This window comes from Stenotrophomonas sp. STEN063 (assembly GCF_056854515.1).
Window position 1 is genome coordinate 1 of the sequence record NZ_JBXFWF010000027.1, and the last position, 23,355, is coordinate 23,355.

At 64.2% G+C, this 23,355-nt stretch carries 22 protein-coding genes and 2 tRNA genes; 5 read left to right on the top strand and 19 right to left on the bottom strand.

All coding sequences use genetic code 11. The features are described from left to right. Window positions 1-220: 220 nt before the first annotated feature. From AC1VWL_RS09165 to AC1VWL_RS09175, 3 genes are read left to right on the top strand one after another with little or no spacing between them, the layout of a single operon-like run. Window positions 221-478 carry a YciI family protein gene (locus tag AC1VWL_RS09165; RefSeq protein WP_482986456.1) on the top strand — a complete coding sequence of 86 codons (258 nt, stop codon included), beginning with the start codon at window positions 221-223 and terminating at the stop codon, window positions 476-478. A 4-nt stretch (window positions 479-482) separates the two neighbouring features. Further along, entirely contained in the window at window positions 483-1,631 is a 1,149-nt protein-coding gene (gene proB, locus AC1VWL_RS09170; protein ID WP_481533047.1) for a glutamate 5-kinase, read from the top strand. Window positions 1,632-1,661: 30 nt separating this feature from the next. Beyond that, the gene (locus AC1VWL_RS09175) at window positions 1,662-2,918 is read left to right on the top strand and encodes a glutamate-5-semialdehyde dehydrogenase (protein WP_482986457.1); all 1,257 of its coding nucleotides are present in this window, start codon (window positions 1,662-1,664) and stop codon (window positions 2,916-2,918) included. Between the two features lie 316 nt (window positions 2,919-3,234). Here AC1VWL_RS09175 and AC1VWL_RS09180 read toward each other — a convergent pair whose 3' ends face one another. From AC1VWL_RS09180 to AC1VWL_RS09205, 6 genes are all read right to left on the bottom strand, one after another. Next, a complete protein-coding gene (locus AC1VWL_RS09180; RefSeq protein WP_482986458.1) occupies window positions 3,235-4,446 on the bottom strand; it encodes a CynX/NimT family MFS transporter in 1,212 nt (403 codons plus the stop codon). A gap of 80 nt (window positions 4,447-4,526) precedes the next feature. After that, window positions 4,527-4,603: transfer RNA gene (locus tag AC1VWL_RS09185), tRNA-Pro, on the bottom strand. A 160-nt stretch (window positions 4,604-4,763) separates the two neighbouring features. After that, a tRNA-Pro gene (locus tag AC1VWL_RS09190) sits at window positions 4,764-4,840 on the bottom strand. A 60-nt stretch (window positions 4,841-4,900) separates the two neighbouring features. Next, complete coding sequence (gene cydX, locus AC1VWL_RS09195) at window positions 4,901-5,011, bottom strand: cytochrome bd-I oxidase subunit CydX (protein ID WP_282269734.1); 111 nt, start codon at window positions 5,009-5,011, stop codon at window positions 4,901-4,903. A 30-nt stretch (window positions 5,012-5,041) separates the two neighbouring features. After that, the gene (gene cydB, locus AC1VWL_RS09200; RefSeq protein ID WP_296251446.1) at window positions 5,042-6,193 is read right to left on the bottom strand and encodes a cytochrome d ubiquinol oxidase subunit II; all 1,152 of its coding nucleotides are present in this window, start codon (window positions 6,191-6,193) and stop codon (window positions 5,042-5,044) included. Window positions 6,194-6,208: 15 nt separating this feature from the next. Continuing rightward, a complete protein-coding gene (locus AC1VWL_RS09205) occupies window positions 6,209-7,795 on the bottom strand; it encodes a cytochrome ubiquinol oxidase subunit I (RefSeq protein WP_482986459.1) in 1,587 nt (528 codons plus the stop codon). A 191-nt stretch (window positions 7,796-7,986) separates the two neighbouring features. On the opposite strand from AC1VWL_RS09205, the gene cydD reads away from it, so the two are divergent. Together cydD and cydC are read left to right on the top strand one after the other, a co-directional pair. After that, window positions 7,987-9,717, top strand: a complete 1,731-nt coding sequence (gene cydD, locus AC1VWL_RS09210; RefSeq protein ID WP_482986460.1) for a thiol reductant ABC exporter subunit CydD — start codon at window positions 7,987-7,989, stop codon at window positions 9,715-9,717. Continuing rightward, entirely contained in the window at window positions 9,714-11,381 is a 1,668-nt protein-coding gene (gene cydC, locus AC1VWL_RS09215; protein WP_482986461.1) for a thiol reductant ABC exporter subunit CydC, read from the top strand. Before cydD ends, cydC begins: the two co-directional genes overlap by 4 nt. Window positions 11,382-11,447: 66 nt before the next feature. Here the strand turns inward: cydC and AC1VWL_RS09220 are convergent, their stop codons facing one another. The 13 genes from AC1VWL_RS09220 to ccmC form a co-directional block, all read right to left on the bottom strand. Then, complete coding sequence (locus AC1VWL_RS09220; protein ID WP_482986462.1) at window positions 11,448-11,720, bottom strand: hypothetical protein; 273 nt, start codon at window positions 11,718-11,720, stop codon at window positions 11,448-11,450. Window positions 11,721-11,770: 50 nt separating this feature from the next. Then, entirely contained in the window at window positions 11,771-12,373 is a 603-nt protein-coding gene (locus AC1VWL_RS09225) for a GyrI-like domain-containing protein (protein WP_482986463.1), read from the bottom strand. 51 nt (window positions 12,374-12,424) lie between these two features. Next, window positions 12,425-14,398, bottom strand: coding sequence for a PEP/pyruvate-binding domain-containing protein (locus AC1VWL_RS09230; protein WP_482986464.1), 1,974 nt, complete (start codon window positions 14,396-14,398; stop codon window positions 12,425-12,427). Between the two features lie 264 nt (window positions 14,399-14,662). After that, window positions 14,663-15,271, bottom strand: a complete 609-nt coding sequence (locus AC1VWL_RS09235) for a DUF1294 domain-containing protein (protein WP_482986465.1) — start codon at window positions 15,269-15,271, stop codon at window positions 14,663-14,665. Window positions 15,272-15,469: 198 nt separating this feature from the next. Continuing rightward, on the bottom strand, window positions 15,470-16,306 hold the full coding sequence (locus AC1VWL_RS09240) for a DNA ligase (RefSeq protein ID WP_482986466.1): 837 nt from the start codon (window positions 16,304-16,306) through the stop codon (window positions 15,470-15,472). Window positions 16,307-16,398: 92 nt separating this feature from the next. Then, the gene (metX, locus tag AC1VWL_RS09245; RefSeq protein WP_482986467.1) at window positions 16,399-17,523 is read right to left on the bottom strand and encodes a homoserine O-acetyltransferase MetX; all 1,125 of its coding nucleotides are present in this window, start codon (window positions 17,521-17,523) and stop codon (window positions 16,399-16,401) included. 287 nt (window positions 17,524-17,810) lie between these two features. After that, complete coding sequence (locus tag AC1VWL_RS09250) at window positions 17,811-18,839, bottom strand: tetratricopeptide repeat protein (RefSeq protein WP_482986468.1); 1,029 nt, start codon at window positions 18,837-18,839, stop codon at window positions 17,811-17,813. After that, window positions 18,833-19,285 (bottom strand): cytochrome c-type biogenesis protein, encoded by a 453-nt coding sequence (locus AC1VWL_RS09255; RefSeq protein WP_482986469.1) that lies wholly within the window; start codon window positions 19,283-19,285, stop codon window positions 18,833-18,835. The genes AC1VWL_RS09250 and AC1VWL_RS09255 overlap by 7 nt, the downstream gene beginning before the upstream one ends. Beyond that, window positions 19,282-19,908: a DsbE family thiol:disulfide interchange protein gene (locus tag AC1VWL_RS09260; protein WP_296251480.1), complete on the bottom strand. Its 627-nt coding sequence runs from the start codon at window positions 19,906-19,908 to the stop codon at window positions 19,282-19,284. Before AC1VWL_RS09260 ends, AC1VWL_RS09255 begins: the two co-directional genes overlap by 4 nt. Beyond that, window positions 19,905-21,839 carry a heme lyase CcmF/NrfE family subunit gene (locus AC1VWL_RS09265; protein WP_482986470.1) on the bottom strand — a complete coding sequence of 645 codons (1,935 nt, stop codon included), beginning with the start codon at window positions 21,837-21,839 and terminating at the stop codon, window positions 19,905-19,907. The genes AC1VWL_RS09260 and AC1VWL_RS09265 overlap by 4 nt, the downstream gene beginning before the upstream one ends. Next, window positions 21,840-22,307, bottom strand: coding sequence for a cytochrome c maturation protein CcmE (gene ccmE / locus AC1VWL_RS09270; protein WP_296253201.1), 468 nt, complete (start codon window positions 22,305-22,307; stop codon window positions 21,840-21,842). After that, a complete protein-coding gene (gene ccmD / locus AC1VWL_RS09275) occupies window positions 22,304-22,477 on the bottom strand; it encodes a heme exporter protein CcmD (protein ID WP_482986471.1) in 174 nt (57 codons plus the stop codon). The genes ccmE and ccmD overlap by 4 nt, the downstream gene beginning before the upstream one ends. After that, window positions 22,474-23,226, bottom strand: coding sequence for a heme ABC transporter permease CcmC (gene ccmC, locus AC1VWL_RS09280; RefSeq protein WP_482986472.1), 753 nt, complete (start codon window positions 23,224-23,226; stop codon window positions 22,474-22,476). The genes ccmD and ccmC overlap by 4 nt, the downstream gene beginning before the upstream one ends. Window positions 23,227-23,355: the final 129 nt, after the last annotated feature.

A 23,355-nucleotide genomic window follows, 5' to 3' on the forward strand; every position in this document is an offset into this window, starting at 1 on the left:
CGGCTTGTCACTGCGCGCGCCTACCCCCTTCCCCTCACCCCACCCCCGCCCCCGCCGGGGGGAGAGGGGCCTATCCAATAGCAATAGCAATAGCCAAAGCCAAAGCCACAGCCACAGCCACAGCCACAGCCACAGCCACAGCCACAGCAAGTTCCAAGCGAAAGCAATCGCGCCATCTTCGCTGTCGGCGTGGTGTCATATGCAGCTAAAGGAGAATGCAATGAAGCTCTACCTGGTAATGGCAATGCGCAAGCCGTCGTTCGACGACGCAGTGATTGCCCCACACATAGCTTTCCTCAACGCACTCGTTGCGAAAGACCAGCTGCACCTGACAGGCGGCTTCAGCGACGGCACCGGCGGCGCCTACGTGCTGAAGAATGTCGACACCCTCGACGCCGCCAAAGCCATCGTCGCCAGCGACCCCCTGGCCATCCGCGGCAGCTCCGAGCTGACCATCCATGAGTGGAATACCCGCTGATCCCATGATCCAGACATCGTTCTCGCCGTTCACCGAACAAGCGCTGCCGCAGTGGCGCCGCGCCGTCCTCAAGGTCGGCAGCAGCCTGCTGGCGGCCGATGGTGGTGGCTTGACCCCGCGCTTCGCGCTTGGACTGGCGCAGTTCGTGTCGGCCAATGTGCTGGCCGGGCGCGAAGTGGTGATCGTCTCTTCCGGCGCAGTGGCCGCTGGCCGCGCCATCGTACCCAAGGCCGCCGAAGCCGGCGCGGCCATGGCGGCCAGGCAGGCCTTGGCTGCACTGGGCCAGGCGCAGTTGATCGGGCTGTGGCAGCGCTTCTTCGAACGCCCGGTGGCGCAGGTGCTGCTCACCCATGACGACCTGCGCAACCGCCGCCGCTACCTCAATGCGCGCGCGACGCTCAACGAGTTGCTGGCGCTCGGTGCGCTTCCGGTCATCAACGAGAACGACACCGTGTCGGTGGATGAACTCAAGCTCGGCGACAACGACAATCTCGCCGCCATCGTTGCGGCGTTGGTCGATGCCGATGCCTTGTTCATCGCTACCGACATCGACGGCCTCTACACCGCCGATCCGCGCAGCAATCCTGATGCAGAACCGATCAATGAGGTCACCGAGCTGACGCCGGAGGTCCTTGCCATGGCCGGCGGCAGTGGCAGTGCGGTCGGTACTGGAGGCATGCATACCAAGCTGCAGGCTGCTGCCAAAGCTGGAGCCGCGGGGATCGACACCTTCCTGTTCAATGGCCGCAGCGGCGATGTCGTGCGCGGGCTGGCGCAGGGGAGGTTGCATGGCACGCGCCTGCATGCCGGGCAGTCACGTATCGCCGCGCGCAAGTATTGGCTGAAGCACGCACCGCTTGAACCGGGCGCGATCCTGATCGACGCCGGCGCTGCACGTGCGCTGCGCGACAAGGGCGCCTCGCTGTTGCCCGGTGGCGTGGTGGGCGCGGAAGGTGAGTTCCGCCGTGGCGACATGGTGGAAGTGCGGTTGTTCGATCCGCACGGCCAGCAGCGCGTGGCACGTGGCGTCAGCCAGTATTCCGCCGTCGATATCCGCCGCATCAGCCAGCACCACACCAGCGAGATCGAATCCATCCTCGGCTACAACTACGGCGACAACGTGGTCCATCGTGACGACCTGGTGTTGCTGTGAGTTTTCCTTTGATCATCGGCAGGACAGAACATGAGTGATATCCGCACCCTTGCATTGCAGTGCCGCGATGCCGCACAGCAACTGGGCCTGCTTTCCAGCCAAGCCCGCAGCACGCTGCTGAAGTCGATGGCCGCTGCGTTGGAAGCCGATGCAGGCAGCATCCTCGCCGCGAATGCGCGTGACCTGCAGGCGGCGCGCGACAAGGGTGTGGGTTCGGCGATGCTGGACCGTTTAGCTCTGAATCCAGAGCGCCTGCGTGGCGTGGCCGATGCGCTGCGTGAAGTGGCCGCCTTGCCGGATCCGGTGGGCGAGGTGACCCGCGACTACGACCGCCCCAATGGTATCCGTGTGCAGAAGGTGCGGGTGCCGTTGGGGGTGATCGCGATGATCTACGAGGCGCGGCCGAATGTGACGGCTGACGCAGCAGCGCTGTGCATCAAGGCCGGCAATGGCGTGATCCTGCGCGGTGGCTCCGAGGCCATCCATTCCAATACGGCGATTGCCGCCAGCCTCAAGCGCGCATTGCGCGAGGCGGGCTTGCCGGATGCCGCACTTACGCTGGTCGAAGACCTGCGCCGCGAAATCATGCTGGAGCTGCTGCAGCTCAACGACATCATCGATCTGGCGATTCCGCGCGGTGGCGAGGGCCTGATCCGCTTCGTCGCCGAGCATGCACGGGTGCCGGTGATCAAACATTACAAGGGCGTCTGCCATCTATTCGTCGATGACAGTGCCGACCTGCAGTTGGCAGTGGATCTGTTGATTGATGGCAAGACCTCGCGTCCGGCGGCCTGCAATTCGTTGGAGACCTTGCTGGTGCATGGGGGCATCGCAGCTGAGTTCCTGCCATTGGCAGCGGTGGCGTTGCGCGAACGTGGTGTCGAGCTGCGGGGTGATGCAGCAACCCAAGCGCTGGTTGCCGATATCGTCCCGGCAAGCGAAGACGACTATGCCGCCGAATACCTCGACCTGATCCTCGCCATCCGCGTGGTGCCGGACCTGGCTGCCGCCGTTGCCCATATCCAGACCCATACCTCGGATCACACCGAAGTCATTGCCACCGGCAATCCGGCGCATGCCGAAACCTTCGTGCGCGCGTTGCGTTCGGCGGTGGTGATGGTCAATGCCTCCTCGCGCTTCTCCGATGGCGGCGAGCTGGGCCTAGGCGCGGAGATTGGCATCTCGACCACACGCCTGCATTCCTACGGCCCGATGGGTCTGGAGGCGCTCACGGTAGAGCGCTTCGTGGTGCGCGGTGAAGGCCAGGTCAGGCATCCGCTGAAGTAAGCCACTGCCGTAACCCGGGTAAGCGCAGCGCACCCGGGGTACGTAGCATTCGTTGACGCGTTGTTTCGATCCTTGCATTCCCCGGGTGCGCTGCGCTTACCCGGGCTACAACGGTCGGGATCGCTCTTTGTTTTCTGCAGTAAGCGTAAGCCGCGCAGTCTCCGCAGCTTCAGCGTGTACAGAGTTTCAATGCTTCCAACACCGTCAGCTTCGCGGCTTACGCCGCTCCCACAACGACCGGTCAGCCCCGGTGCTGGTGCGCGAGCACGAAAAAGCCGCCGAATCACTTCGGCGGCTTTCGTGTATCAGCAACAACTCATTTCCAGTGATCTTCCAGCTGCTGCGGTTTGCAGGCAAACCACGCACCGGTCAGCAGTACGCCGGAACAGCAGGCGAGGAAGGCAAACGACCATGCCCAGCCATCGCTCATGCCATGCAGCCAGCCGAACAACAGCGGACCCAGGCTGGCCAGGCTGTAACCCACACCCTGCATGAAGCCGGACAGCGCTGCCGAGCCGGCCTGGCTGCGGGTGCGCAGGTTGATCAAGGTCAGCCCCAGCGGGAAGGTTGATGGGCCAAGGCCAGCGATGACAGCCCATAGCAGCGGTGCGCTCATCGGCGCCCATAGCAGGCCGGCGAAAGCGATCATGTTCAATACGAACACCATCACCGCGATCGGGAAGGGGTTGCGCATGCGCACCGCCAATGCGGGCACCAGCAGCGAGGGCAGCAGGCCGATGGCCGAATACACCGCCACCATCACGCCGCCGAAGGATTCACTGGCACCGGCTTCCACCATTACCTTCGGCAACCAGGTGAATAGCGAGTAAGTGCCCAGCGAGGTCATGCCGAACATCAGTGCCATGCCCCAGCCGAGTTGCGTCTTCCAGACGCGACCAGCGGCGTGCTCGGTGCTGGTGGTGGTTGCTTCCGCGCGTGGGGCGCTGCGTGCCAGCAGGATCCAAGGCAGCAACGCGGCCAGCGACAGCAGTGACCACATGCCCAGCGAGATGCGCCAATCGAATTGATCAGCCACCGGCACTGCCAGCAGTGCCGGCACCATCGTGCCAGCCTGCAGCACGGTGATGTAGATCGTGCTCAGTGTGCCCACGCGGTCGGCGAAATACCGTTTCACCAGCGGTGGCACCACCACGTTGCCCATGCCCATGCCGGCCAGGGCGATCGCCGAGCCCAGCAACAGCATGCCGACGTTGCCGGAGAAGGCGCGCAGCAGCAGGCCGATGGTGGCCAGCACCATGGTCAGCATCGCAGTGCGCTCCAGGCCGATGGCGCGGGTGATACGTGGCGTGGCCAGGCCAAACACGGCGAAGGCGGCGGTCGGCATCATGCCGAGCACACCGGTCATGGTGCTGCCGAAATCGAAGATGTGGCCAAGCCGGTCCAGCAGTGGCGTCAGCGAGGTGACCGCACTGCGCAGGTTGGCCGAGACCAGCACGATGGCGATGAATGCCAGCAGGCGGCCCTTGAGCAGGGGGTGCCGGGGAAGGGGCTGGGCGGACGTGGACATTGCTTACTCCGACGCGGTGGGTGCCGTCGTTTGAAACCCACCAAAAACAAAAGCCGACCAGAGGCCGGCTTTTGTCAAATTGGTCGGGGAGACAGGATTCGAACCTGCGACCTCTACGTCCCGAACGTAGCGCTCTACCAGACTGAGCTACACCCCGAAGGAGCCGCCTATGATAGCGGTGAACCTCGTGCCCTGCAAGTTCTTTTGTTCAGCCAGCGCTGCCTGCAAGGCGTGGTGCGTTGGCTGCCGGTAATCATGTACCGGCGAATAAAAAGCCTGGACAACGTTGCCGTTGTTCCAGGCTAGTTTCGACCCTTTGGTCGGGGAGACAGGATTCGAACCTGCGACCTCTACGTCCCGAACGTAGCGCTCTACCAGACTGAGCTACACCCCGCGAAGGGAGCCGGAAAGATACGCTCAGTCCGGCGTTTTGGCAATACCTTCACGCAGTTTTTCAGCGCTTTGCATCGATCTTGTTTGCTTCGCGCGCTTCAAACCACATGCCGTTGAGGATGGCGACCGTCGCAGCGAGGCCAGCACCCAGAATCCAAGCGAAGTACCACATGAGTTGTCTCCTTAGTGTTGTCGTTGCGGATCAGTAGGCGTTCGGGTTTTCACCCATTTCTTCCAGCGTGGTCTTGCCCTTCAGTACGCGGTACACCCAGGTGGTGTAGGCGATGATGATCGGCAGGAAGATCACGGTGGCCAGCAGCATCACCCACAGGGTCAGGTGGCTGGAGGAACCGTCCCACACCGTCAGGCTGGAGCCTGGCTGGGTGGAGGAGGGCAGCAGGAACGGGAAGATCGCAAAGCCAACGGTGAAGATGATGCCGGCAATGGAGGCACCGGAGGCAATGAAGGCCAGGCCGCCACGACGCTTGCGCAACAACACCGCACTGGCCAGTGCACCCAGCAGGCCCACCACCGGCGCCAGGATCGTGGCCGGCATGGTGCTGTAGTTGTGCAGCCAGCCACCGGCCTGCGAGAACTCAGCCGTCTTCAACAGCGGGTTGCTGGCACCGTCGGTCACCACCTGCGAGGTGATCTGGTAACCCGGGAGGCCGAAGGCAACCCAGGCACCGGCAAGGGCGAACAGTACGAACGAGGCGATGGCGGCGATGCTGCCGATCTTTGCCGAACGCTCAGCGACCGGGCCGTTGGTCTTGAGCACCAGCATGGCCGCACCGTGCGACACCAGCATCGCCACGCTGACCAGGCCAGCCAGCAGGGCGAACGGGGTCAACAGGCCGAGCAGGTTGCCGGTATAGAACACGCGCTGGGTGTCATCGAAGTGGTACGGCACGCCAAGCAGTACGTTGCCAACCGCCACGCCCATGATCAGCGCCGGGATGAAGCCGCCGATGAACAGCGCCTTGTCCCAGTTGTTGCGCCAGCGCTGGCTGGGCATCTTGCCGCGGTACTTGAAGCCGACCGGGCGCAGGATCAGGGCGAACAGGATCAGGAACATCGCCAGGTAGAAGCCGGAGAAGCTCACCGCATACAGCGGCGGCCAGGCGGCGAAGATCGCGCCGCCACCGAGCACCAGCCACACCTGGTTGCCTTCCCATACCGGGCCGATGGTGTTGATCACCAGGCGGCGCTCTTCATCGGTCTTGGCCACGAACGGCAGCAAGGTGCCAACGCCCAGGTCGAAACCGTCCATCACCGCGAAGCCGATCAGCAGCACGCCAAGCAGCAGCCACCAGATCACGCGTAGCGTCGTGTAGTCCAGAAGAATGAATTCCATGTGTGTTCTCCTGCCTTATGCCTGGCCGTTGCCGGCGGCATTGGCGTGGTTGTTTGCGACGGCCGACTGCTGCAGCGAGGGCAGGATGTCGTCCGGGCCCTTGCGGATGGCCTTGAGCATCAGCTTGACTTCGATGACCAGCAGCACCGTGTACAGCGCGGTGAAGCCGACCAGCGTTGCCAGGATTTCGTAGACGGCCAGGCCCGAAGCGGCATAGAACGTCGGCAGCACACCATCAACAGCCCACGGCTGGCGGCCGTACTCGGCGATGAACCAACCACATTCGATGGCGATCCACGGTGCCGGCAGCGACCACAGGGCAACCCGCAGGAAGGTGCGCTTGTCCTCGAAGTTGTTGCGGCAGGAGTAGTAGAAGGCCAGGGCGAAGAAACCAATCATGTAGATGCCGAGGCCGACCATGACGCGGAAGGTCCAGAACAGCGGGCTTACCGTCGGCACCGTATCCAGCGCAGCCTGTGCAATCTGCTCGGGGGTGGCGTTCTCGATGTCGTCGCGGTAACGCTTCAGCAACAGGCCGTGGCCCAGATCCTGCCAATGACGGTCAAAGACCTCGCGGGCTTCAACGTCGTTCTTGTCGGCGCGGATGCGTTCCAGTGCGGCGTAGGCGATCTGGCCACCCTTGACGCGACCTTCGGCCTGCTTGACCAGGTCCAGGATGCCCGGGATCTCCTCATCCAGCGAACGGGTGGCGATCAGGCCCATCACGTACGGGATCTGCACTTCGAAGTCATTGCGCTGTTCCTGCTGGTTCGGGATGCCGAATGCAGTGAACGGTGCCGGAGCCGGATGGGTATGCCACATGCCTTCGATGGCAGCCAGCTTCATCTTCTGGTTTTCGGCCGTGGCGTAGCCGGACTCATCACCCAGCACGGCAACCGAGATGGACGCCAGCAGGCCGAACGCCGAAGCCACTGCGAACGAGCGGCGGGCAATGTCACGGTGCTTGCCGCGCAGCATGAAGAAGGCCGAGATCGACATCACGAACATCGCGCCGGCCACATAACCGGCCGATACGGTATGCACGAACTTGGCCTGGGCCACCGGGTTCAGCAGCACGGCGGCGAAGTCCACCACTTCCATGCGCATCGTTTCCGGGTTGAACACCGCACCCACCGGGTACTGCATCCAGCCGTTGGCGATCAGGATCCACAGCGCCGACAGGTTGGTGCCCAGCGCCATCAGCCAGGTCACGGTCAAGTGCTGCACCTTGGACAGGCGGCCCCAGCCGAAGAAGAACAGACCGATGAAGGTCGCCTCCAGGAAGAACGCCATCAGGCCCTCAATGGCCAGCGGTGCGCCGAAGATGTCACCCACATAGTGGCTGTAGTAGGACCAGTTCATGCCGAACTGGAACTCCATCACGATGCCGGTACCCACACCCATGGCGAAGTTGATGCCGAACAGAACGCCCCAGAACAGGGTCATCCGGCGCCAGACATCCTTGCCGGTCATCACATAGACGCTCTCCATGATCGCGATCATGAAAGAGAGCCCCAGCGTGAGCGGGACGAAAATGAAGTGATACATCGCGGTCAGCGCGAACTGTAGACGTGACAGTTCTACGACTGTTGAGTCGATCATGGCCTGGCTACCTCGTGGGAATTGGGCGTCATGGAGTGGCTGGGAGGGGTTCTATGGCAGCGATACTCCCCGTTCAGGCCTGCCAATGCCTTGATCTGGATCAATGTGGGCTGGCTGTCCAACGCCGATCGTGCAGGGCCGGCAGGCTGGGTACGGCTTGCTTACAATCACGTAGATCTCCTTCACCTGAGTTGTCAGTCTTGAGCGAAGTTCCACATTCCAACGCGGTGCAACAGCAACGCCGCGTACAGCAGCAGTGGCTGGCGGCTCTGGCGTCCGGGGCCCGGTCACAGCAGCGTTTGGCGGCCTTGGCCGTCTGTACTTCAGGTGCGCTGCTGATCGTGCAGGCTGGCGCCATTGCCTGGTTGATCCAGAGCATAGTCGTGGAAGGGCTGAATTGGGTACAGGTAGTTCACGGTTTCTGGATACTGGCGGCCGTGTTGGTGCTGCGCAGCCTGCTCGGTGGGGTCGCCCAGACCGCCGCCGGCAAGGTCGCCGACAGTGCCAAACTGGCGCTGCGTGAGCAGGTCTACCGGCGTCTGCTGGCACGCGGACCGCTGTGGCTGCGGCGCCAGCGCACGGGCGAGCTGGGCGAGCTGCTGCTGTCGCATGGCGATGCCATCGAGGGCTATTACGCCGGATTCCAGCCGGTGCGGGTGGAAGTGGTGGTGGTGCCGCTGCTGATTGCCGCCGCCGTGGCCTATGTCGACTGGGTGGTGGCGCTGATCTTCATCTTCACCGCGCCGCTGGTGCCGTTCTTCATGATGCTGGTGGGCTGGGGTGCCGAGGCCGCCGGTCGGGCACAGCTGGGCGAGCTGGCACGCATGAGCGGCCACTTTGCCGATCGCATCAAGGGCTTGGGCCTGTTGCGCCTGTACGGGCGCGGTGAGGCCGAGCTGGAAGGGGTTGCCGCCGCCGCTGATGGCGTGCGCGAGCGCACCATGAAGGTGCTGCGCATTGCCTTCCTGTCCTCCACGGTGCTGGAATTCTTCGCCTCGGTCAGCGTGGCGATGGTGGCCCTGTACCTGGGGTTGAGCTATCTGGGCCTGATGTCCTTGCACTCGGTGGTGCCGACCCTGGGCACCGGCATGTTCTGCCTGCTGCTGGCGCCGGAGTTCTACGCGCCGCTGCGCCGGCTGGCCGCGCATTACCACGACCGTGCCAATGCGTTGGCGGCAGCGGCCGAAGTCGAGCGCCTGCTGGCTGACGATCAGGATGCTGCTGCGGCAACTTCCGTCGCTGCGTCCCTGGTAGCGCCGGAGCCGGCGCAGTTGCACGCGCCGCTGGTGTCGGTGTGCAATGTCGTGCTGCGCCCGCAAGGCGCCACCCACGATGTGTTGAAGGATTTCTCGCTGGAGATCGGCGACGGTCAGCGCCTGGCCCTGATCGGCCCCAGTGGCAGCGGCAAGAGCACCTTGCTGGAAGCCCTGGCCGGCTGGCTGCCGCCGCGCGAAGGCCGCATTGTTGTCCGCGACGGCGTGCGCATCGGCTACGCCGGCCAGCGTCCCTATCTGTTCCATGGCTCGATTGCCGACAACCTGCGCATGGCCGACCCGGCAGTAAGCGCTGCGCGCCTGCAGGCGGTGGCTGAAGTGGCCCAGGTGATGCGCTTTGCCCAGCATCTGCCCTTGGGCTTGAACACGGTGATCGGTGAGCGCGGCTTTGGCCTGTCCGGTGGCGAAGCGCGGCGGATTGGACTGGCGCGGCTATTGCTGCTGGAGCCGGATCTGTTCCTGCTTGACGAACCGACCGCCTTCCTCGATCCGCAGACCGAAGCGGATCTATTGCAGGCCCTGGCGGCGCATACGCGTGGTCGCACGGTGCTGATGGCCACCCATAGCGAGGCGGCGATGCACTGGGCCGACAAGATCATCGATCTGCAGGACAGCGTGCTGGTTGCAGTGCAGGGAGCGCGCGCATGAGCCCGCAGAGGATGCGTGATGTATTCAAGCGCCACCGCTGGCGGCTGGCGTTGGCGACGGCGCTGCTGTTCACCACCATGCTGGCGGGGGTTGGCCTGCTGGGTTTGTCTGGTGGCTTCCTCACCGCCGCAGCGTTGGCCGGTGCCTTGGGCATGGGCGGCACTTTCAATTTCTTTTCACCGTCGGCCGGCATTCGTGCATTGACGATGGCGCGCATCGTGTCGCGCTATTTCGAAAAGCTGGTCGGCCACGATGCGACCTTGCGGATTGCGCGTGACCTGCGCGTGTGGTTTTTCCAGCGTGCACTGCCGTTGGCGCCTGCCCGACTGGGCAGCAGTCGTACCGGTGAGTTGCTGGCGCGGTTGATCACCGATATCGGCGAAGTCGATGGTTTGATGGTGCGGGCGATCAGTCCCTTGCTGGCCCTGGCGGGGGCCGCCGTGGCGAGCGTGGTCGCGGCCGGACTCATTTACTGGCCGGCGGCACTGTTGCTGCTGGTGCTCGCGGTGCTGGTTGGAATCGGCGTTCCGGTGTTCGCGGTGCGCCGTGGCGATGCGGTCGAGGCCGAGCGCGCGCAGCAGCGCGCCAGCCTGCGTACGTTGGCGTTTGAAGGTTTGGAAGGTGCCGCTGATCTCACCGCACTGGATGCCCGCGATGATTGGGCGTTGCGTGTGGATGCAGCCGCGCAGCAGTTGTCGCGCAGCGATCAACGACGGCGTGGCCGTCTGATCGGTGGCAACGTGCTGCATTCGGCGCTGGCGGGTCTTGGCCTGTTGGCGATGCTGTGGCTGGCGTTGACGGCGTTCCAGACAGGCAAGGTGGAGGCGCCGTTTGCTGCAACGCTGGTGTTCCTGACCGTTGCGCTGCTGGAGGTCGCAGCAGGCAGCGGCATTGCCTGGCAGGCCCTGCAGTCGGCGCGGGTGGCCGGCAAGCGTCTGCGGCAGATTGTTGATCAGGCGCCAGCCGTGCAGGACCCGGCCCAGCCCCGCGCCGTGGCTGCGGATGCGGCCGCGGTTGTGTTTGAGCAGGTGGTGTTTTCCTGGCCGGGCGAGACGCGGCGTCTGCTGGATGGCGTGGATCTGCAGCTGGCGCCGGGCGAGCGCATCGCCATCCGTGGCGACAGCGGCTGCGGCAAGACGACCTTGTCCGCCCTGCTGCTGCGGCTATGGGACCCGCAGCAGGGGGCAGTGCGCTTCGGTGGTGTCGATCTGCGTGAGTTCGCCCAGGATGATTGGTATCGGCAGATTGCCTGGTTGCCACAAGGGGCGCCGGTGTTTGCCGGCAGCATTGCGGACAATCTGCGCTTGGGTGATCCACAGGCCGGCGACGACGCGTTGTGGGCGGTACTGGCGCAGGTGCGCTTGAGCGATTGGGCGCAGCAACAAGGCGGGCTCGCCGCATGGGTGGGTGAGAACGGTGCCACCATGTCGGCGGGTCAGGCGCGGCGTTTGGCCTTGGCGCGTGCCTTGCTGCGCAACGCGCCGATCATGGTGCTGGATGAGCCGACCGAAGGCCTGGACGTGGATACCGCGCATGCGCTGCTACTCGATCTGGCGGCGGCGCTGGGGCAGCGCAGCCTGTTGATGATCACCCACGATCGACTGCCGGAAGGTGTGGTGCAGCGCGAGTACCGGTTGCAGCAGGGGCGTTTGAGCCTGCAGTAGCAAGCGTTGAGCCGGGTTGTGCCCGGCTTTGTAGACCTATGGGTTGCGATGCGCAGGCGTGCGTCGTCAGCTGCGTTTGTTTCTACGCAAGCGTTTGAAAGCGTAGGCGACAATGCTGGCTGTCGGTACGGTGATCATCGGCCCGAACAGGAAGGCCAGCCCATCCTGTGCATCGCGATGGCCGGTCACATCCCATACAAAGCGCAGGCCAAGATAGGGGGCGAGCAGGCCGCCGAGCAGGGCGGCAAGCAGCACCGCAATCCAGGTGCGGCGACACATGGCGCCAGCCGCCAAGCCAAGGCCGACGCTGACTACTATTGCGACCAGCCAGAAGGTCATGATGGGTTCCTGCTATGCGGAGTGTTGGTCGGATTGGTCATCATTGCGACTCACTGCATGGGCTGGCGGATGATGGTTTTCCACTTCTCCGGCGCGGCCCTTCTGATGTCACTCAGGTAGATTTCATGGTGCTTGCCGCGCAATACGGATCGCTCGCCGATGAACGCATGCAGGCGAGCGATCGCTGGTCCCTCATCGGCGAAGGGACCAACATGCAGCAGCTGCGCACATCGTCCTTCGTGAAACGTCTCGAAGCGCAGCTTTGACAGGCTGGCAAGTGACTTCCTCTGCAAGGCGGCGATCGCGGATTCCACGTCCTGCACGCACACGTCCTGCGGTTGCATGATCATCATGGTCCACAGCCAATGCTGCTTCTCATCGCGCTGGAAGGCCGCCATGTCATCGGCCCACCACAGCCCCTCCAGCGGCATCACGGCGTAGTCCAGTCGCCCGGCTTTCTTGAGTGCGAACTTGATGGTGTAGGCGACGGAGAACAGCGTCTCCACGGCATCCCTGTAATCCTGCGAGGTATTCGGATTGCCAGCGCCGTCGATCATCAGGAAGTTGAAGGCAGGCACGTCGACCTCGGCAATGGCCTTGGCCGAGGGCTGGTAGAGGTGCTTCAGCTGGCGCTTGAGATCGATCTTGTCCATGAGCACGTCCGGATCGGCTGGTACTGGGCGATGGAGAGGATGGGGCGGTCCCTAGCGGCTGCTTCCATCCACGTAGGGGCGCGATTGCAGGATGAGTATGTCATCGCCAACCACTGCCCATTCGATGTCCTGGTCGACTCCGCCCAATGCCTGTTTGGTACGGTTGCCTACGGCTGCCAGCCTCGCGATCAAGGCGTCGGTCAACACCTGGCGGGAGCCTGTCAACGCCACCTCGCGGACACCGCCGCTGGCATTGGCGACCAGTTGAGTGTCCTCCGCGGAGCGGCTGAGTACCTGCACGGCCTTGGACCAGTTCGAATACATCACCTGCTCGGCCTGTCGCTTGCCTTCCACCACGCGGATGCCGAGGCCGCGCTTGGCCGAGATATAGGTGATGTGGCGACGTCCTGCATCAAATGGGTCGCGGGTGATCATCACCCCGGAACTGTCCGAGGGCGCGGCCAGCTGCACCAGTACCGCCATCGCCACTGCATCCTGGCCCAAACCAGCAGCGCGGCGTGCTTCGTAGGCCTCGAAGTTGTAGACCGACGCCCATACCGTCTGCACTGCGCGCACCAGCGCATCGGCAGCGATCACGTTGGGCACGGTCGTATACAGGCCGGCGCCGCTGAAATTCGGCAGGTCCTCCGAGTTGGAAGAGCTGCGCACGAACACGCCGCGGCCCCGCAATTGGCCCTGCCACTGCGATTGCAGGCTGCGGACCAGTGCCGGGTCCGGGGTGGCGCCGCTGATCTGCGCCCGCAGCGCGGCCAGCGCCTCGCGGCGGACCTTGGCATCGCTGGCGAAGCCTGGCTGCTGCTGCAGTGCGGCCAGCCGTTCGCTGATGCGCAGTCTCTGCATTTCAGATTGATAATGCGAGAAGGGGACACAGAATCCATCCGGGACCCGCGCGGAGGGCGGCAATGCGGATTTCAATGTGCCCAGATTGGCCGCCTTGACCCCGCAATGGCTGCTGTCCCTGGCGCGAAGCGCCGAAAGCGGCTTCAGTGCGGTTATCGATGCGTCGGGCCGTGGCAGATTGCGCACGGCTGCCTGCGTGGTTGTGGAGGACGTGTTGGCCGGGCGAAGGGCTGGCCGCACCTTGTAGTCATTGTTCGTGACTTCCAGCTCGATCCATTGACCGTCGTAGACGCGCAATGCAGCCTGCGCGTCGCGAACATAGACGTTGGGGATACGCCACCCCTTGGCCAGCAGGTTGACGTGCGACAACAGCGTCGATGGGCGTTGGGTGACAAGGCCGGCTACCGGCGACAGCGAGATCGGAACTTCGTCCAGTACCACGATGTCCTGCGGCGACAGGTCGCTTGCCTGTTCGATCGAGCGGACGATGCGCAGGCGGCCCCGTGCGATACCCGTGTTCAAGGGCAGGAAGGACTGCTCGCGCAGCAGTGCTTCCTGGGTGATGAAGGGCAGGCCAGCGGAGCGGGCGGTTTGCTCGTGCAGCGTGGAATTGGTCTTGAAACGGATCGCCTCGTAGAACGATCCCCGCACCAGCTGATCGGTCTGCCTGAGCAGTGCGGATGTCAGCTGGTCGCCTTCCCAGAACTCGTAGGTATAGCCAGGCAGGTCGCGCTGCCAGCTAACCGTGCCGAACAGGAAGCGCCGCTGCGGGTCCTTGTACTGCGCGTTGAGCGTGGCCTTGTCCAGGTGCGGCAGCAACCGTTCGCGCCGCACGAAGTTCTCGTGCAGCTCGTAGCGCGGCGTATTGATGTAATGGATACGGGCCGGATCACGACGGTCGATGGTGAATATCAGGTGGGGCATCTCCAACGGCGTGCCCGGGTTGTAAACCCGGGCCAGACGCATGAAATCTTCACGGTTGGCAATGCGCGGAAGTTGCGCAGGGGCCTGGGCGTTGTCGACGGAGGATGCGGTGGTGCCCTGCCTGGCCTCGTAAGGCGAGGGCTTGCGTGCGGTTTGCGCCAGTGCGGTCGGCATCGTAGCGAGGAGGACGGCGCCGAGGGCGACAAGATGCAGGCAGGCGAGGCGGAGTGCGGACTTCATACGGGCTCGATCCATGATGCCGTGTTGGAGCTGGGGAGCGCAGATGATAAGCGACCGGTATCTGCACGGCGCGGCTGCACAGTCAGGCGATGATCGGTCTTTGGGCTGGAAGTCGCAGAATCCATTGGCATGGTCGGCGACTCCTGGCCCGGAGAAAGCGTTGCACCTGCAAGCCTGAAGATGCGGTGGCTGCTTTGGGTGCCCTGCCGGAGTTCCCGGGTGCGCTGCGCTTACTCGGGCTACGCTGGCATTGCGGCTGCGTGCTTAGTGGGGAAGGCTCAGTCTGCCGCTGGCAAGGAGCCAGATTGCGGTGACATTGAGCACGACCGTCAGCCAGAACATGACCTGGAAACTGGACTTGCTGGTCTTGTGGCGGAACAGCCCCTGGCCGATCAGCGCGCCCGGCCAGCCACCGAGCAGGGAGATCAGGTGCAAGGTGTTTTCGGGCGTGCGCTGCTCACCGCGGGCAGCTGCGCCCTTGTCGTAGAGATAGAAGCCCAGCGCTACGACGCTCATCCCGCCAATCACCGGCAAGGTCCAATCGGGTATCAACTTGGCAATCCATAGTCCCAGTACGCAGAGCAGGGCACATACGCCCAGCAGGACATGCGGCAGGCGGGCGGTGAACGGAGGACGCTTTGGCTTGGAAGTGACGGTTTGGGTGGCGCTTGCCGAGCGCACCGCGATGGCATTGAAACGGCCGCGTTCATCCTTGCGCAGCGCATAGCTGATCAGCATGCCGTCAGTCGGGCGTTGCGTACGCTGCTCGAAGGCCTTGATATGGACGAAGGCGCGGTCACCACCGCCGTTCGGAACCACGAATCCGAAGCCCTTGTCATCGTTCCAATCCTGCAGCCGACCTTGATAGCGCACTGAGCTTGCCCCTGCTTGTCGCCGCTATTGCAGCGCAAACATGGGTGGCTGTGAAGCCCTGTGCCTACACAGGGTCTGCTTTGTGGGAGCGGCGTAAGCCGCGAAGCTGGTGTTGCTGAGGCCCCAATGTGTCTGCGCCATCTGATGATGTGTCTGCTTCGCGGCTTACGCCGCTCCCACATGCAATGATTGCTTTGATCAGCGATCATCTCGAACCCGCAGGAAGCGCGGAAAGCGGGGCAGGCCGTGCACGGTCAGGCCGTTGTAGCGATAGGTCACCTGACTGCCGATCGGCGGTGGATCGGCACGCTGCGCATCACTCAGACCGCTGCCGAGGCGGAACTGTGCACCGCTGTCGGCACGCACCAGCAGCGCACCGACCATGCCGGCGTACTTGCCCTTGCCAGGTACATGGCCGATCACCCGCGCTTCGGCATCGTCATACAGTTTGAGTTTGAACAAACCAGCGCTGCGACCATCGCTGTAGCGATTGTCCTGATGATGCAGCATCAAGCCTTCGCCGCCGGCCTGGACGACGCTGCGCAGGTGTCGGTGCAGGCTCTCGGTATCGGGCAGGCGGCGTTGCTCTATGGCGAGCAGGTAGGGGTTGGATTGATTGGCGATGATCCGGCTGAGCTGGGCGTGGCGGCGGGCAAAGCCATCGGTTGCACTGGGCAGGTCAAAGGCCATGAAGCGCAGCTTGCGCCACTGTGCCTCGTCGGCCGGGCTGCTGCGGATGAGCGCACTGGTGGCTTCGAACTGGCCGCGCGCCATCCACAATTCGCCGTCGATCGCCTGCTTGGGCCAGCCCTCGGTAAACCATGCCGGCGTCGGGATGCGGTGACCGGCGCGGGTCCAGAGCGCGTGACCGTCCCAGCGTGCGCGTACGCCGTCGAGTTTCTCGCTGACCAGATAGAGGGATACATCCGGCCCGTCCTGCCAGCTGCTGGCCAGCATCAAGGGTGGCGCGGCAGCGAGCGCCGTGTTGAGCGAACTGGCCAGCAAGAAAAAAAGAATCAGGAGGAAACGTTGCATGCTCGGCCCCCGGTTGTCGGAAGCTCAAGCGTGCGTTGCAGTCAGTGCAGGCGACCATCAGCGGCCACCTGCATCCAAGGTCGGTGTGCTGGCTATGCGTTCGTCGGCAGTGCCTGCAGAAACTGCGCTACCGCCGGCCCGAAGCGGTCGTAGTCCACCAGGAAGGCGTCATGGCCCTGTGGCGAATCCATGCCGATGAACTGCGCGTCGGCGCCGCCTGCGCGCAGGCCGTCGGCGATCTGTTGCTGCTGTTCCACCGGGAACAGGATGTCGGTATTGGCGCCGATGGCAAGTGCGCGCTCAACGCGGATCTTCGCCAGCCCGGCCAGTACGTCGCCATCGGCGTATTCGGCCAGGTCGAACCAGTCCATGGATCGACCGAGGTAGAGATAGCAGTTCGGGTCGAAGTGGCGCACAAAGCGGCGGGCGTGGCCTTCCAGATAGCTCTCGACCTGGAATTCCAGGCCGAACGGGTCTTCGTCGGTCTGGTCCGAGTCCAGTCGCACGCGGCCGAAGCGGCCATCCCATTCCAGCGCCGAGCGATAGGTGATGACGCCGAGTTTTCGCGCCATGCGCATGCCCGATTCCGGGTAGTGCACGTCGTCGTAATCGCCGTTGTTCCATGCCGGATCGAGGCGGATTGCTTCGCGCTGCAGCGAACGGATGGCGATCGAGAACGGCAGGGCGCGGGCGCTGCCGGAGATGTTGATGTGGCTGCGGGCGATGCCCGGGTGTTGCAGCAACACCGCCAGTGCGGTCATGCCGCCCATCGAGTTGCCGATCAGGCAGGCCAGCTGGGTGATGCCAAGTGCGCGCACGACTTCGGCGGCGGCGTTGGCCACGTCTTCAATCGACAACTCGGGGAAAGACAGCCGGTAGGTCTTGCCGGTGGCTGGGTCCAACGAGGCTGGGCCGGTTGAGCCCTTGCAGCTGCCCAGCGAGTTCACGCAGATGACGAACCAGCGGTCGGTATCAATTGGCTTGCCGGGACCAAGCATCGGCTCCCACCAGCCGTTGGCGGGGTTGTCGGCATTGCTGGCGGCGTGTGCGTCCGGCGACAGGCCGGTGACGATCAGGATGGCGTTGCTGGCATCGGCGGCCAGCTTGCCCCAGGTTTCGTAGGCGACATGGGCGCCGACAAGGCTGCCCCCGCGCTTCATCGGGAATGGGGAAGACAGCGCATGGAAGCGGCTGCCGACAGGGGTGAATTCAGTCATCTGCCAATTTTAACGGGGATGCCGGCCGCATCTTCGCATGGATGATAACCAGTGGTTATCTGGGTATTGCTGGCGCGCTGCGACCGGGGGGCGCGCTCGGGAAGCAATGTTCCAATGTTGATTCCTGCCATCCCGCATGACACTGATGTCGCGAGCGGGCGTCTGCCTTTTGTGGGAGTGGCGTGAGCCGCGAAGCTGGCATTGCCTGAGCACATCGCAGCGCTGCCATCTGCTGGATGTGTTCGCTTCGCGGCTTACACCGCTCCCACAAAACAGCTTGCAGCGGGTTATTGACCCAGCATGATCGCCAAGGGCTTGTCAGTTGGCAGTTTGACCTTGACCGGTATCGACTCGACGTCGCCTTCGCCGCGCATCGCATTGCCACTGGCGGACAGCCGGGCGAATACCTCCACTTCCTGCAGCGCCGACAGCTTCTGCGTGGGCATCGGGCTGTCGCCGTCGTCGAGGGCGACGGTCAGCGGCGCTGCCTGTGCAGGGTGGCGCTCGACGGCGACCGGCATTGGCGGGCCGCCGGGGATGCGGGCGATGACGAACACGGTTTCCTTGCCGGAGGCGGCGCGCTCGGCCAAGGCCGGGGCCAGGGTTACCGTTATGGTGATGCCACCGCCAGCAGCGCTTGCTGGAGTCGCTGTTGTTGCCGCTGTGCCAGTCTGCGCGGTGGCCGGTGCCTTGCCACGGGCGATGTCGATCTGTGCCTGCAGCGCATTTGCGGCGGCGGGCTCCAGCCGAGGCAGCAGGCTTTCCCAGGTCTGCGCGGCCTGTTCGTTCTGGCCTTGCTGGCGCTGCACGATGCCGGTGAGCCAGATCACCCGCTCATTGTCCGGTGCGATCTGGCGGGCGCGGGCAAGCCACTGCTGGGCGGTATCGTCGAACAGGAATTTGGGATCGGCCTGGGCGCGGGTCTGTGCGGCTTCGAGCAGCAGGCCTGGTTCGTCCGGCGCCAGTTGTACGGCGCGCTGGTAGGCCGCGGCGGCATCGGCCACCTTGCCGATCTCCAGCTGCGAGCGGGCCAGCAGCACCCAGCCGTCAACGCGCTTGGGGTTCTGCTTCAAGGCGTCCTGCAGCTGGGCGATGCCTTCTTCGATGGTCTGCGGCGCGGCAGCGGCTTCAGGTTGCGGCTGCATTGCCGCCGGGGTTCCCAGCAACTGGTAAAGGCCCAGCGTGACGACCATCGCCATCGCAACCAGGCTGCCCCAGATCCGCCGTTTGCCGGCGCGCCATAGTGGCCACAAGGTGACGCCGCTTGCCACTACCGCCAGCACTGCAGCGCCTGCCATGAACCCGGTATTCACCATTCGCGTTCTTCCTGGCTGGCGTCGTCATTGCTGGCAACAGGGACGGTGCGGCCACGTCGCCGTACATGCACGATCAACAGCACGGCGCCGGCCAGCAACAACAGGCCGGGACCGAACCAGAGCAGGGCGGTGCTGGCTTCCAGTTGCGGGCGGTACAGCACGAACTCGCCGTAACGGTCGACCAGGAACTGCTTGATCTCGGCATCGCTGCGGCCTTCGTGCATCAGTTTGAGCACTTCGCGGCGCAGGTCGTGGGCAATCTGCGCGTTGGAATCGGCCAGCGATTGGTTCTGGCATTGCACGCAGCGCAGCTCGGCGGTGAGTGCGTGGAAGCGTACTTCCTCGGCGCGGTCGCGGTATTGCAGTGGGCTGGGGTCGCCGGCTGGCTGCGCGCTGACGGCGAACGCCAGGCACAGCCATAACAGGACCACAGCCCAGGCTCTCATCGGGCGGCCCCGAGGTCCGGTGCACCGTGTTTGCCACCGGCGGCGGCTTCGACTTTTTCCAGTGCCGGAATCAGCTGCTCATCCATGACCTGTTGGGTGATGGCGCCGCTGTACTTCCAGCGCACGATGCCGCTGCCGTCGACCAGGAAGGTTTCCGGTGCAGCGGCAATGCCCCAGTCCAGCGCGGCGCGGCCTTCCTGGTCGGCCAGCACCACCATGTAGGGGTTGCCCAACTGCTCCAGCCAGCGCAGTGCTTCGCTGGGCTCGTCCTTCCAGTTGTAGCCGATCACGCGCACGCGCTTGGTTTCGGCGAAGCGGGTGAGGATGGGGTGTTCATCGCGGCAGGTCGGGCACCAGCTGCCCCAGACATTGAGTAGATAGGGCGCACCACGCAGCTGCTTGTCGGTGACATGCACGCTGGGGTCGTGCAGCACGGGCAAGGAAAACGCGGGCGCCGGTTTGTCGATCAGCGCCGAGGGCAGGCTGTCGCGGTCAGGCTTGCCGGAGCGGCTGACGCCATACAGCATCAAACCCATCAGGCCGAGGAAGAACAGCGCGCCGAGCACGATGGCGACTGGTGGCAGGCGATGCTTGGTTTTGGATTCGGGTGCAGGATTATTCATTTCGATTTCTCAGGCAGCCTGCGGAAGCGGCGGTCGACGACGGTGATGAAACCGCCCAGCGCCATCAGCGCCGCGCCCAGCCAGATCCAGCGGACAAAAGGTTTGATCTGTACACGCACGGCCCAGGAGCCGTCGCCCAGTGATTCTCCCAGTGCGACATAGATATCGCCACCCAGCGTGCGGTGTATGCCGGCCTCGGTCATCGGCTGGCCGCCACTGGCGTACATGCGCTTTTCCGGGTGCAGGCGGGTAATCAGCGTGTCGCCGCGCAATACCTGCAGGTGCCCGCGGTCGGAGTGATAGTTCGGTCCATCGCTGGCATCCACGCCTTCGAACAGCAGCGTATAACCGCCGGCGTCGATGGAGTTGCCGGGTGCCAGCGCAACTTCATGCTGTACATGCAGCGCCTCCACCAACAAGGCGCCGACCAGGAACACGGCCACACCGAAGTGGGCGATCAGCATGCCCCAGGTTTCGGCATTGGGCCGGCCACTTTTGCGCAGACGCATCCACAGGTAATAGCCGGTGCCGCCAGCGACCCAGGCGGCGCTGGCAATGCCCATTGCAGTTTTGAACTTGCCTTGCGGGGCCATCCACCAGCCGATGATGCCCAGCACTACCGCCAATCCCGCCCACGGTGCGAGCAGCGCCAGGGTGCGAAGGCCTTGCTCGCGTTGCCAGCGGCTGAGCGGGCCGAATGGCAGCAGCACGATCATCGGTGCCATCAACAGCACGAACAGGGTGCCGAAGTACGGTGGTCCCACCGAGACCTTGCCCAGATCCAGCGCATCGGCCAACAACGGATACAAGGTGCCGAGCAGGACCATCGCGCAGGCGCAGCTGAGCAGCAGGTTGTTGGCCAGCAGCAGGCTTTCGCGCGAGTTGAGCGCGAACGCGCGGCGCGGGTCGTTGCTGTTGCCACCCATGCCGGGTGCACGTAGCGCATAGAGCAGCAGCGAGCCGCCCACCACGATGCCGAGGAAAATGAGGATGAACAGGCCGCGCGAGGGATCGGCGGCAAACGAGTGCACGCTGGTCAACACGCCCGAACGCACCAGGAAAGTGCCGAGCAGGGAAAGCGCAAACGCGGCGATCGCCAGCAGCAGGGTCCAGCCGACAAACACACCGCGTTTTTCGGTGGCCGCCTGCGAATGCAGCAGGGCCGCGCCAACCAGCCACGGCATGAAGCTGGCGTTCTCCACCGGGTCCCAGAACCACCAGCCGCCCCAGCCCAGCTCGTAATACGCCCACCAGCTGCCCAGCGCGATGCCGATGGTCAGGAAGCCCCAGGCTGCATTGGTCCACGGTCGGGTCCAGCGCAGCCAGCGCACGTCGATGCGGCCGTCGATCAATGCTGCAATGGCGAAGGCGAACGGCACCGCGAAGCCAACGTAACCGAGATAGAGCAGGGGGGGGTGGATGATCAGCCCGGGGTCCTGCAGCAGCGGATTGAGGTCGTGGCCTTCACCCGGTGCTGGCAGCAGGCGTGCGAACGGATTGGAGGTGAACAGCAGGAAGGCGAGGAAGCCGACGCTGATCATGCCCATCACCGACAGCACACGCGCCATCACCTCGGGTGGCAGCTGCCGCGAGAACGCGGCCACCGCGGCGGTCCACAGCGCCAGCACCAGCGACCACATCAGCAGCGAGCCTTCGTGTGCTCCCCATACCGCCGAATAGCGGTAGATCATCGGCAGCAGGGTGTTGGAGTTGTCGGCGACGTAGCGCAGCGAGAAATCCTGGCGCACGAAGGCAATCGTCAGCACCACGAAGGCGGCCAGCACCGTGCTCAGCTGCAGCATCGCTGCCGGGCGGGCGATCGCGGTGAGTGCGGGGATGTCGCGTTGGGCGCCGACAAGTGGCAGGACGCTTTGCAGCAGGGCTGCCAGCAGGGCGAGGATCAGCAATACCTGTCCGATTTCACCGAGCACTCAGGGCGTTTCCGTCGTTGGGGTGGTGGCCGGAACCTGGTGCTTGTCGTGCGCCACACCCATCTTGTCGGCCAGCTCCTTGGGCATATAGGTCTCGTCGTGTTTGGCCAGCACGTCTTCGGCGACGAATACGCCGTTGACCATGCGCCCGGTAGCGACCACCGCCTGTCCTTCGCGGAACAGGTCGGGCAGGATGCGGTCGTAGGTGACGGGCAGCATCGCGTCACCGTCGGTGACCTCGAAGCGCGCCAGCAGCGCACCGGGTTCGCGTTTGAACGAGCCTTTGGCCACCATGCCGCCAAGCCGGAAACGTGCATCCGGGGCAACCTGGCCGGCGTTGACCTCGGCTGGCGTGTAGAGATAGGCGATGTTACGTTGCAGGGCAGTGCTGACCAGGGCGACCGCTGCGCCTGCAACCAGCAGGACCAGCAACACCAGCAACAGGCGGCGGCGCTGGGTTGGGCTCATCGGCTCAGTTCCTCGTCAACGGCTGCTGCGCTGCCGCGGCTGGCACGAGTGATGCGCGAACGTGCCTCGCGCAGCTGCTGGCGGATCTGCAGGCGCGGCACGATGAAGTCCCAGGCCAATACGATGAAGAACACGGCGTAGGCCAGTGCCACGTATTTGAAATAGGTCATGCCGACTTCTCCAGCCGTTCGCGCAGCCAGGCCTTGCCGACTTCTCGGCGCAGGTTGTCGGCGCGGGCGCGCGACAGCAGCGAACCGACGAACCAGAATTTGGTGGCCAGCACCATGATCCACAGCGGCAGGATCATGCTGCTGTCCATGCTGGAGTCGCCGAACACGCGGATGGTCTGGCCCTGGTGCAGCGAGTTCCACCACACCACCGAGTAGCGGATGATCGGCAACATCACCACGCCGACGATGGCCAGCAGGCCGGCGGCGCGGGCGGCCGCGCGGCGGTCATCGATGGCGCCGTACAGCCCCATCACGCCCAGATACATGAACAATAGGATCAGTTCGGTGGTCAGCCGCGGGTCCCAATCCCACCAGGTACCCCACATCGGCTTGCCCCAGATGCTGCCGGTGAGCAGGGTGATCAGGGTGAACGCTGCACCGATGGGAGCGCAGGCCATGGCCAGGATCTCGCAGAGCTTGATCCGCCAGATCAGCGCGATTGCGCTGTAGAGGGCCATCAGCCCGAACACGAACAGGCTCATCCATGCCGATGGCACGTGGATATACAGGATGCGGAAGCTGTCGCCCTGCTGGTAGTCAGCCGGGACCACCGCCAAGGCCTGCCAGAGGCCGAAACCGAACAGAGGCAGCGCGGCGATATAGCACCAGGTGGACCAACGGGCGGCGAAGGTGTCGAAGTAGGGCGGTGAGCCCAGCTTGTGAAACCAACCAACTAAACCTTTGAACATCCGCTCGCTCGCTGAGGAAGACGATGACCGGGCCGCGATCAGCGGCCCAACCGGCTGGGCGGTGCGGGCTGCACCACCGTTGCTGTTTTCAGACTAGCGCAAGATACCGCAAATTCAGAAAACCGGCGG

Excerpts from the sequence above, each read along its gene's own strand:
- AC1VWL_RS09165 (WP_482986456.1), top strand. The coding sequence starts at position 221 with ATGAAGCTCTACCTGGTAATGGCAATGCGCAAGCCGTCGTTCGACGAC.
- proB (WP_481533047.1), top strand. The coding sequence starts at position 483 with ATGATCCAGACATCGTTCTCGCCGTTCACCGAACAAGCGCTGCCGCAG.
- AC1VWL_RS09175 (WP_482986457.1), top strand. The coding sequence starts at position 1,662 with ATGAGTGATATCCGCACCCTTGCATTGCAGTGCCGCGATGCCGCACAG.
- AC1VWL_RS09180 (WP_482986458.1), bottom strand. The coding sequence starts at position 4,446 with ATGTCCACGTCCGCCCAGCCCCTTCCCCGGCACCCCCTGCTCAAGGGC.
- cydX (WP_282269734.1), bottom strand. The coding sequence starts at position 5,011 with ATGTGGTACTTCGCTTGGATTCTGGGTGCTGGCCTCGCTGCGACGGTC.
- cydB (WP_296251446.1), bottom strand. The coding sequence starts at position 6,193 with ATGGAATTCATTCTTCTGGACTACACGACGCTACGCGTGATCTGGTGG.
- AC1VWL_RS09205 (WP_482986459.1), bottom strand. The coding sequence starts at position 7,795 with ATGATCGACTCAACAGTCGTAGAACTGTCACGTCTACAGTTCGCGCTG.
- cydC (WP_482986461.1), top strand. The coding sequence starts at position 9,714 with ATGAGCCCGCAGAGGATGCGTGATGTATTCAAGCGCCACCGCTGGCGG.
- AC1VWL_RS09220 (WP_482986462.1), bottom strand. The coding sequence starts at position 11,720 with ATGACCTTCTGGCTGGTCGCAATAGTAGTCAGCGTCGGCCTTGGCTTG.
- AC1VWL_RS09225 (WP_482986463.1), bottom strand. The coding sequence starts at position 12,373 with ATGGACAAGATCGATCTCAAGCGCCAGCTGAAGCACCTCTACCAGCCC.
- AC1VWL_RS09230 (WP_482986464.1), bottom strand. The coding sequence starts at position 14,398 with ATGAAGTCCGCACTCCGCCTCGCCTGCCTGCATCTTGTCGCCCTCGGC.
- AC1VWL_RS09240 (WP_482986466.1), bottom strand. The coding sequence starts at position 16,306 with ATGCAACGTTTCCTCCTGATTCTTTTTTTCTTGCTGGCCAGTTCGCTC.
- metX (WP_482986467.1), bottom strand. The coding sequence starts at position 17,523 with ATGACTGAATTCACCCCTGTCGGCAGCCGCTTCCATGCGCTGTCTTCC.
- AC1VWL_RS09250 (WP_482986468.1), bottom strand. The coding sequence starts at position 18,839 with ATGGTGAATACCGGGTTCATGGCAGGCGCTGCAGTGCTGGCGGTAGTG.
- AC1VWL_RS09255 (WP_482986469.1), bottom strand. The coding sequence starts at position 19,285 with ATGAGAGCCTGGGCTGTGGTCCTGTTATGGCTGTGCCTGGCGTTCGCC.
- AC1VWL_RS09260 (WP_296251480.1), bottom strand. The coding sequence starts at position 19,908 with ATGAATAATCCTGCACCCGAATCCAAAACCAAGCATCGCCTGCCACCA.
- ccmE (WP_296253201.1), bottom strand. The coding sequence starts at position 22,307 with ATGAGCCCAACCCAGCGCCGCCGCCTGTTGCTGGTGTTGCTGGTCCTG.
- ccmD (WP_482986471.1), bottom strand. The coding sequence starts at position 22,477 with ATGACCTATTTCAAATACGTGGCACTGGCCTACGCCGTGTTCTTCATC.
- ccmC (WP_482986472.1), bottom strand. The coding sequence starts at position 23,226 with ATGTTCAAAGGTTTAGTTGGTTGGTTTCACAAGCTGGGCTCACCGCCC.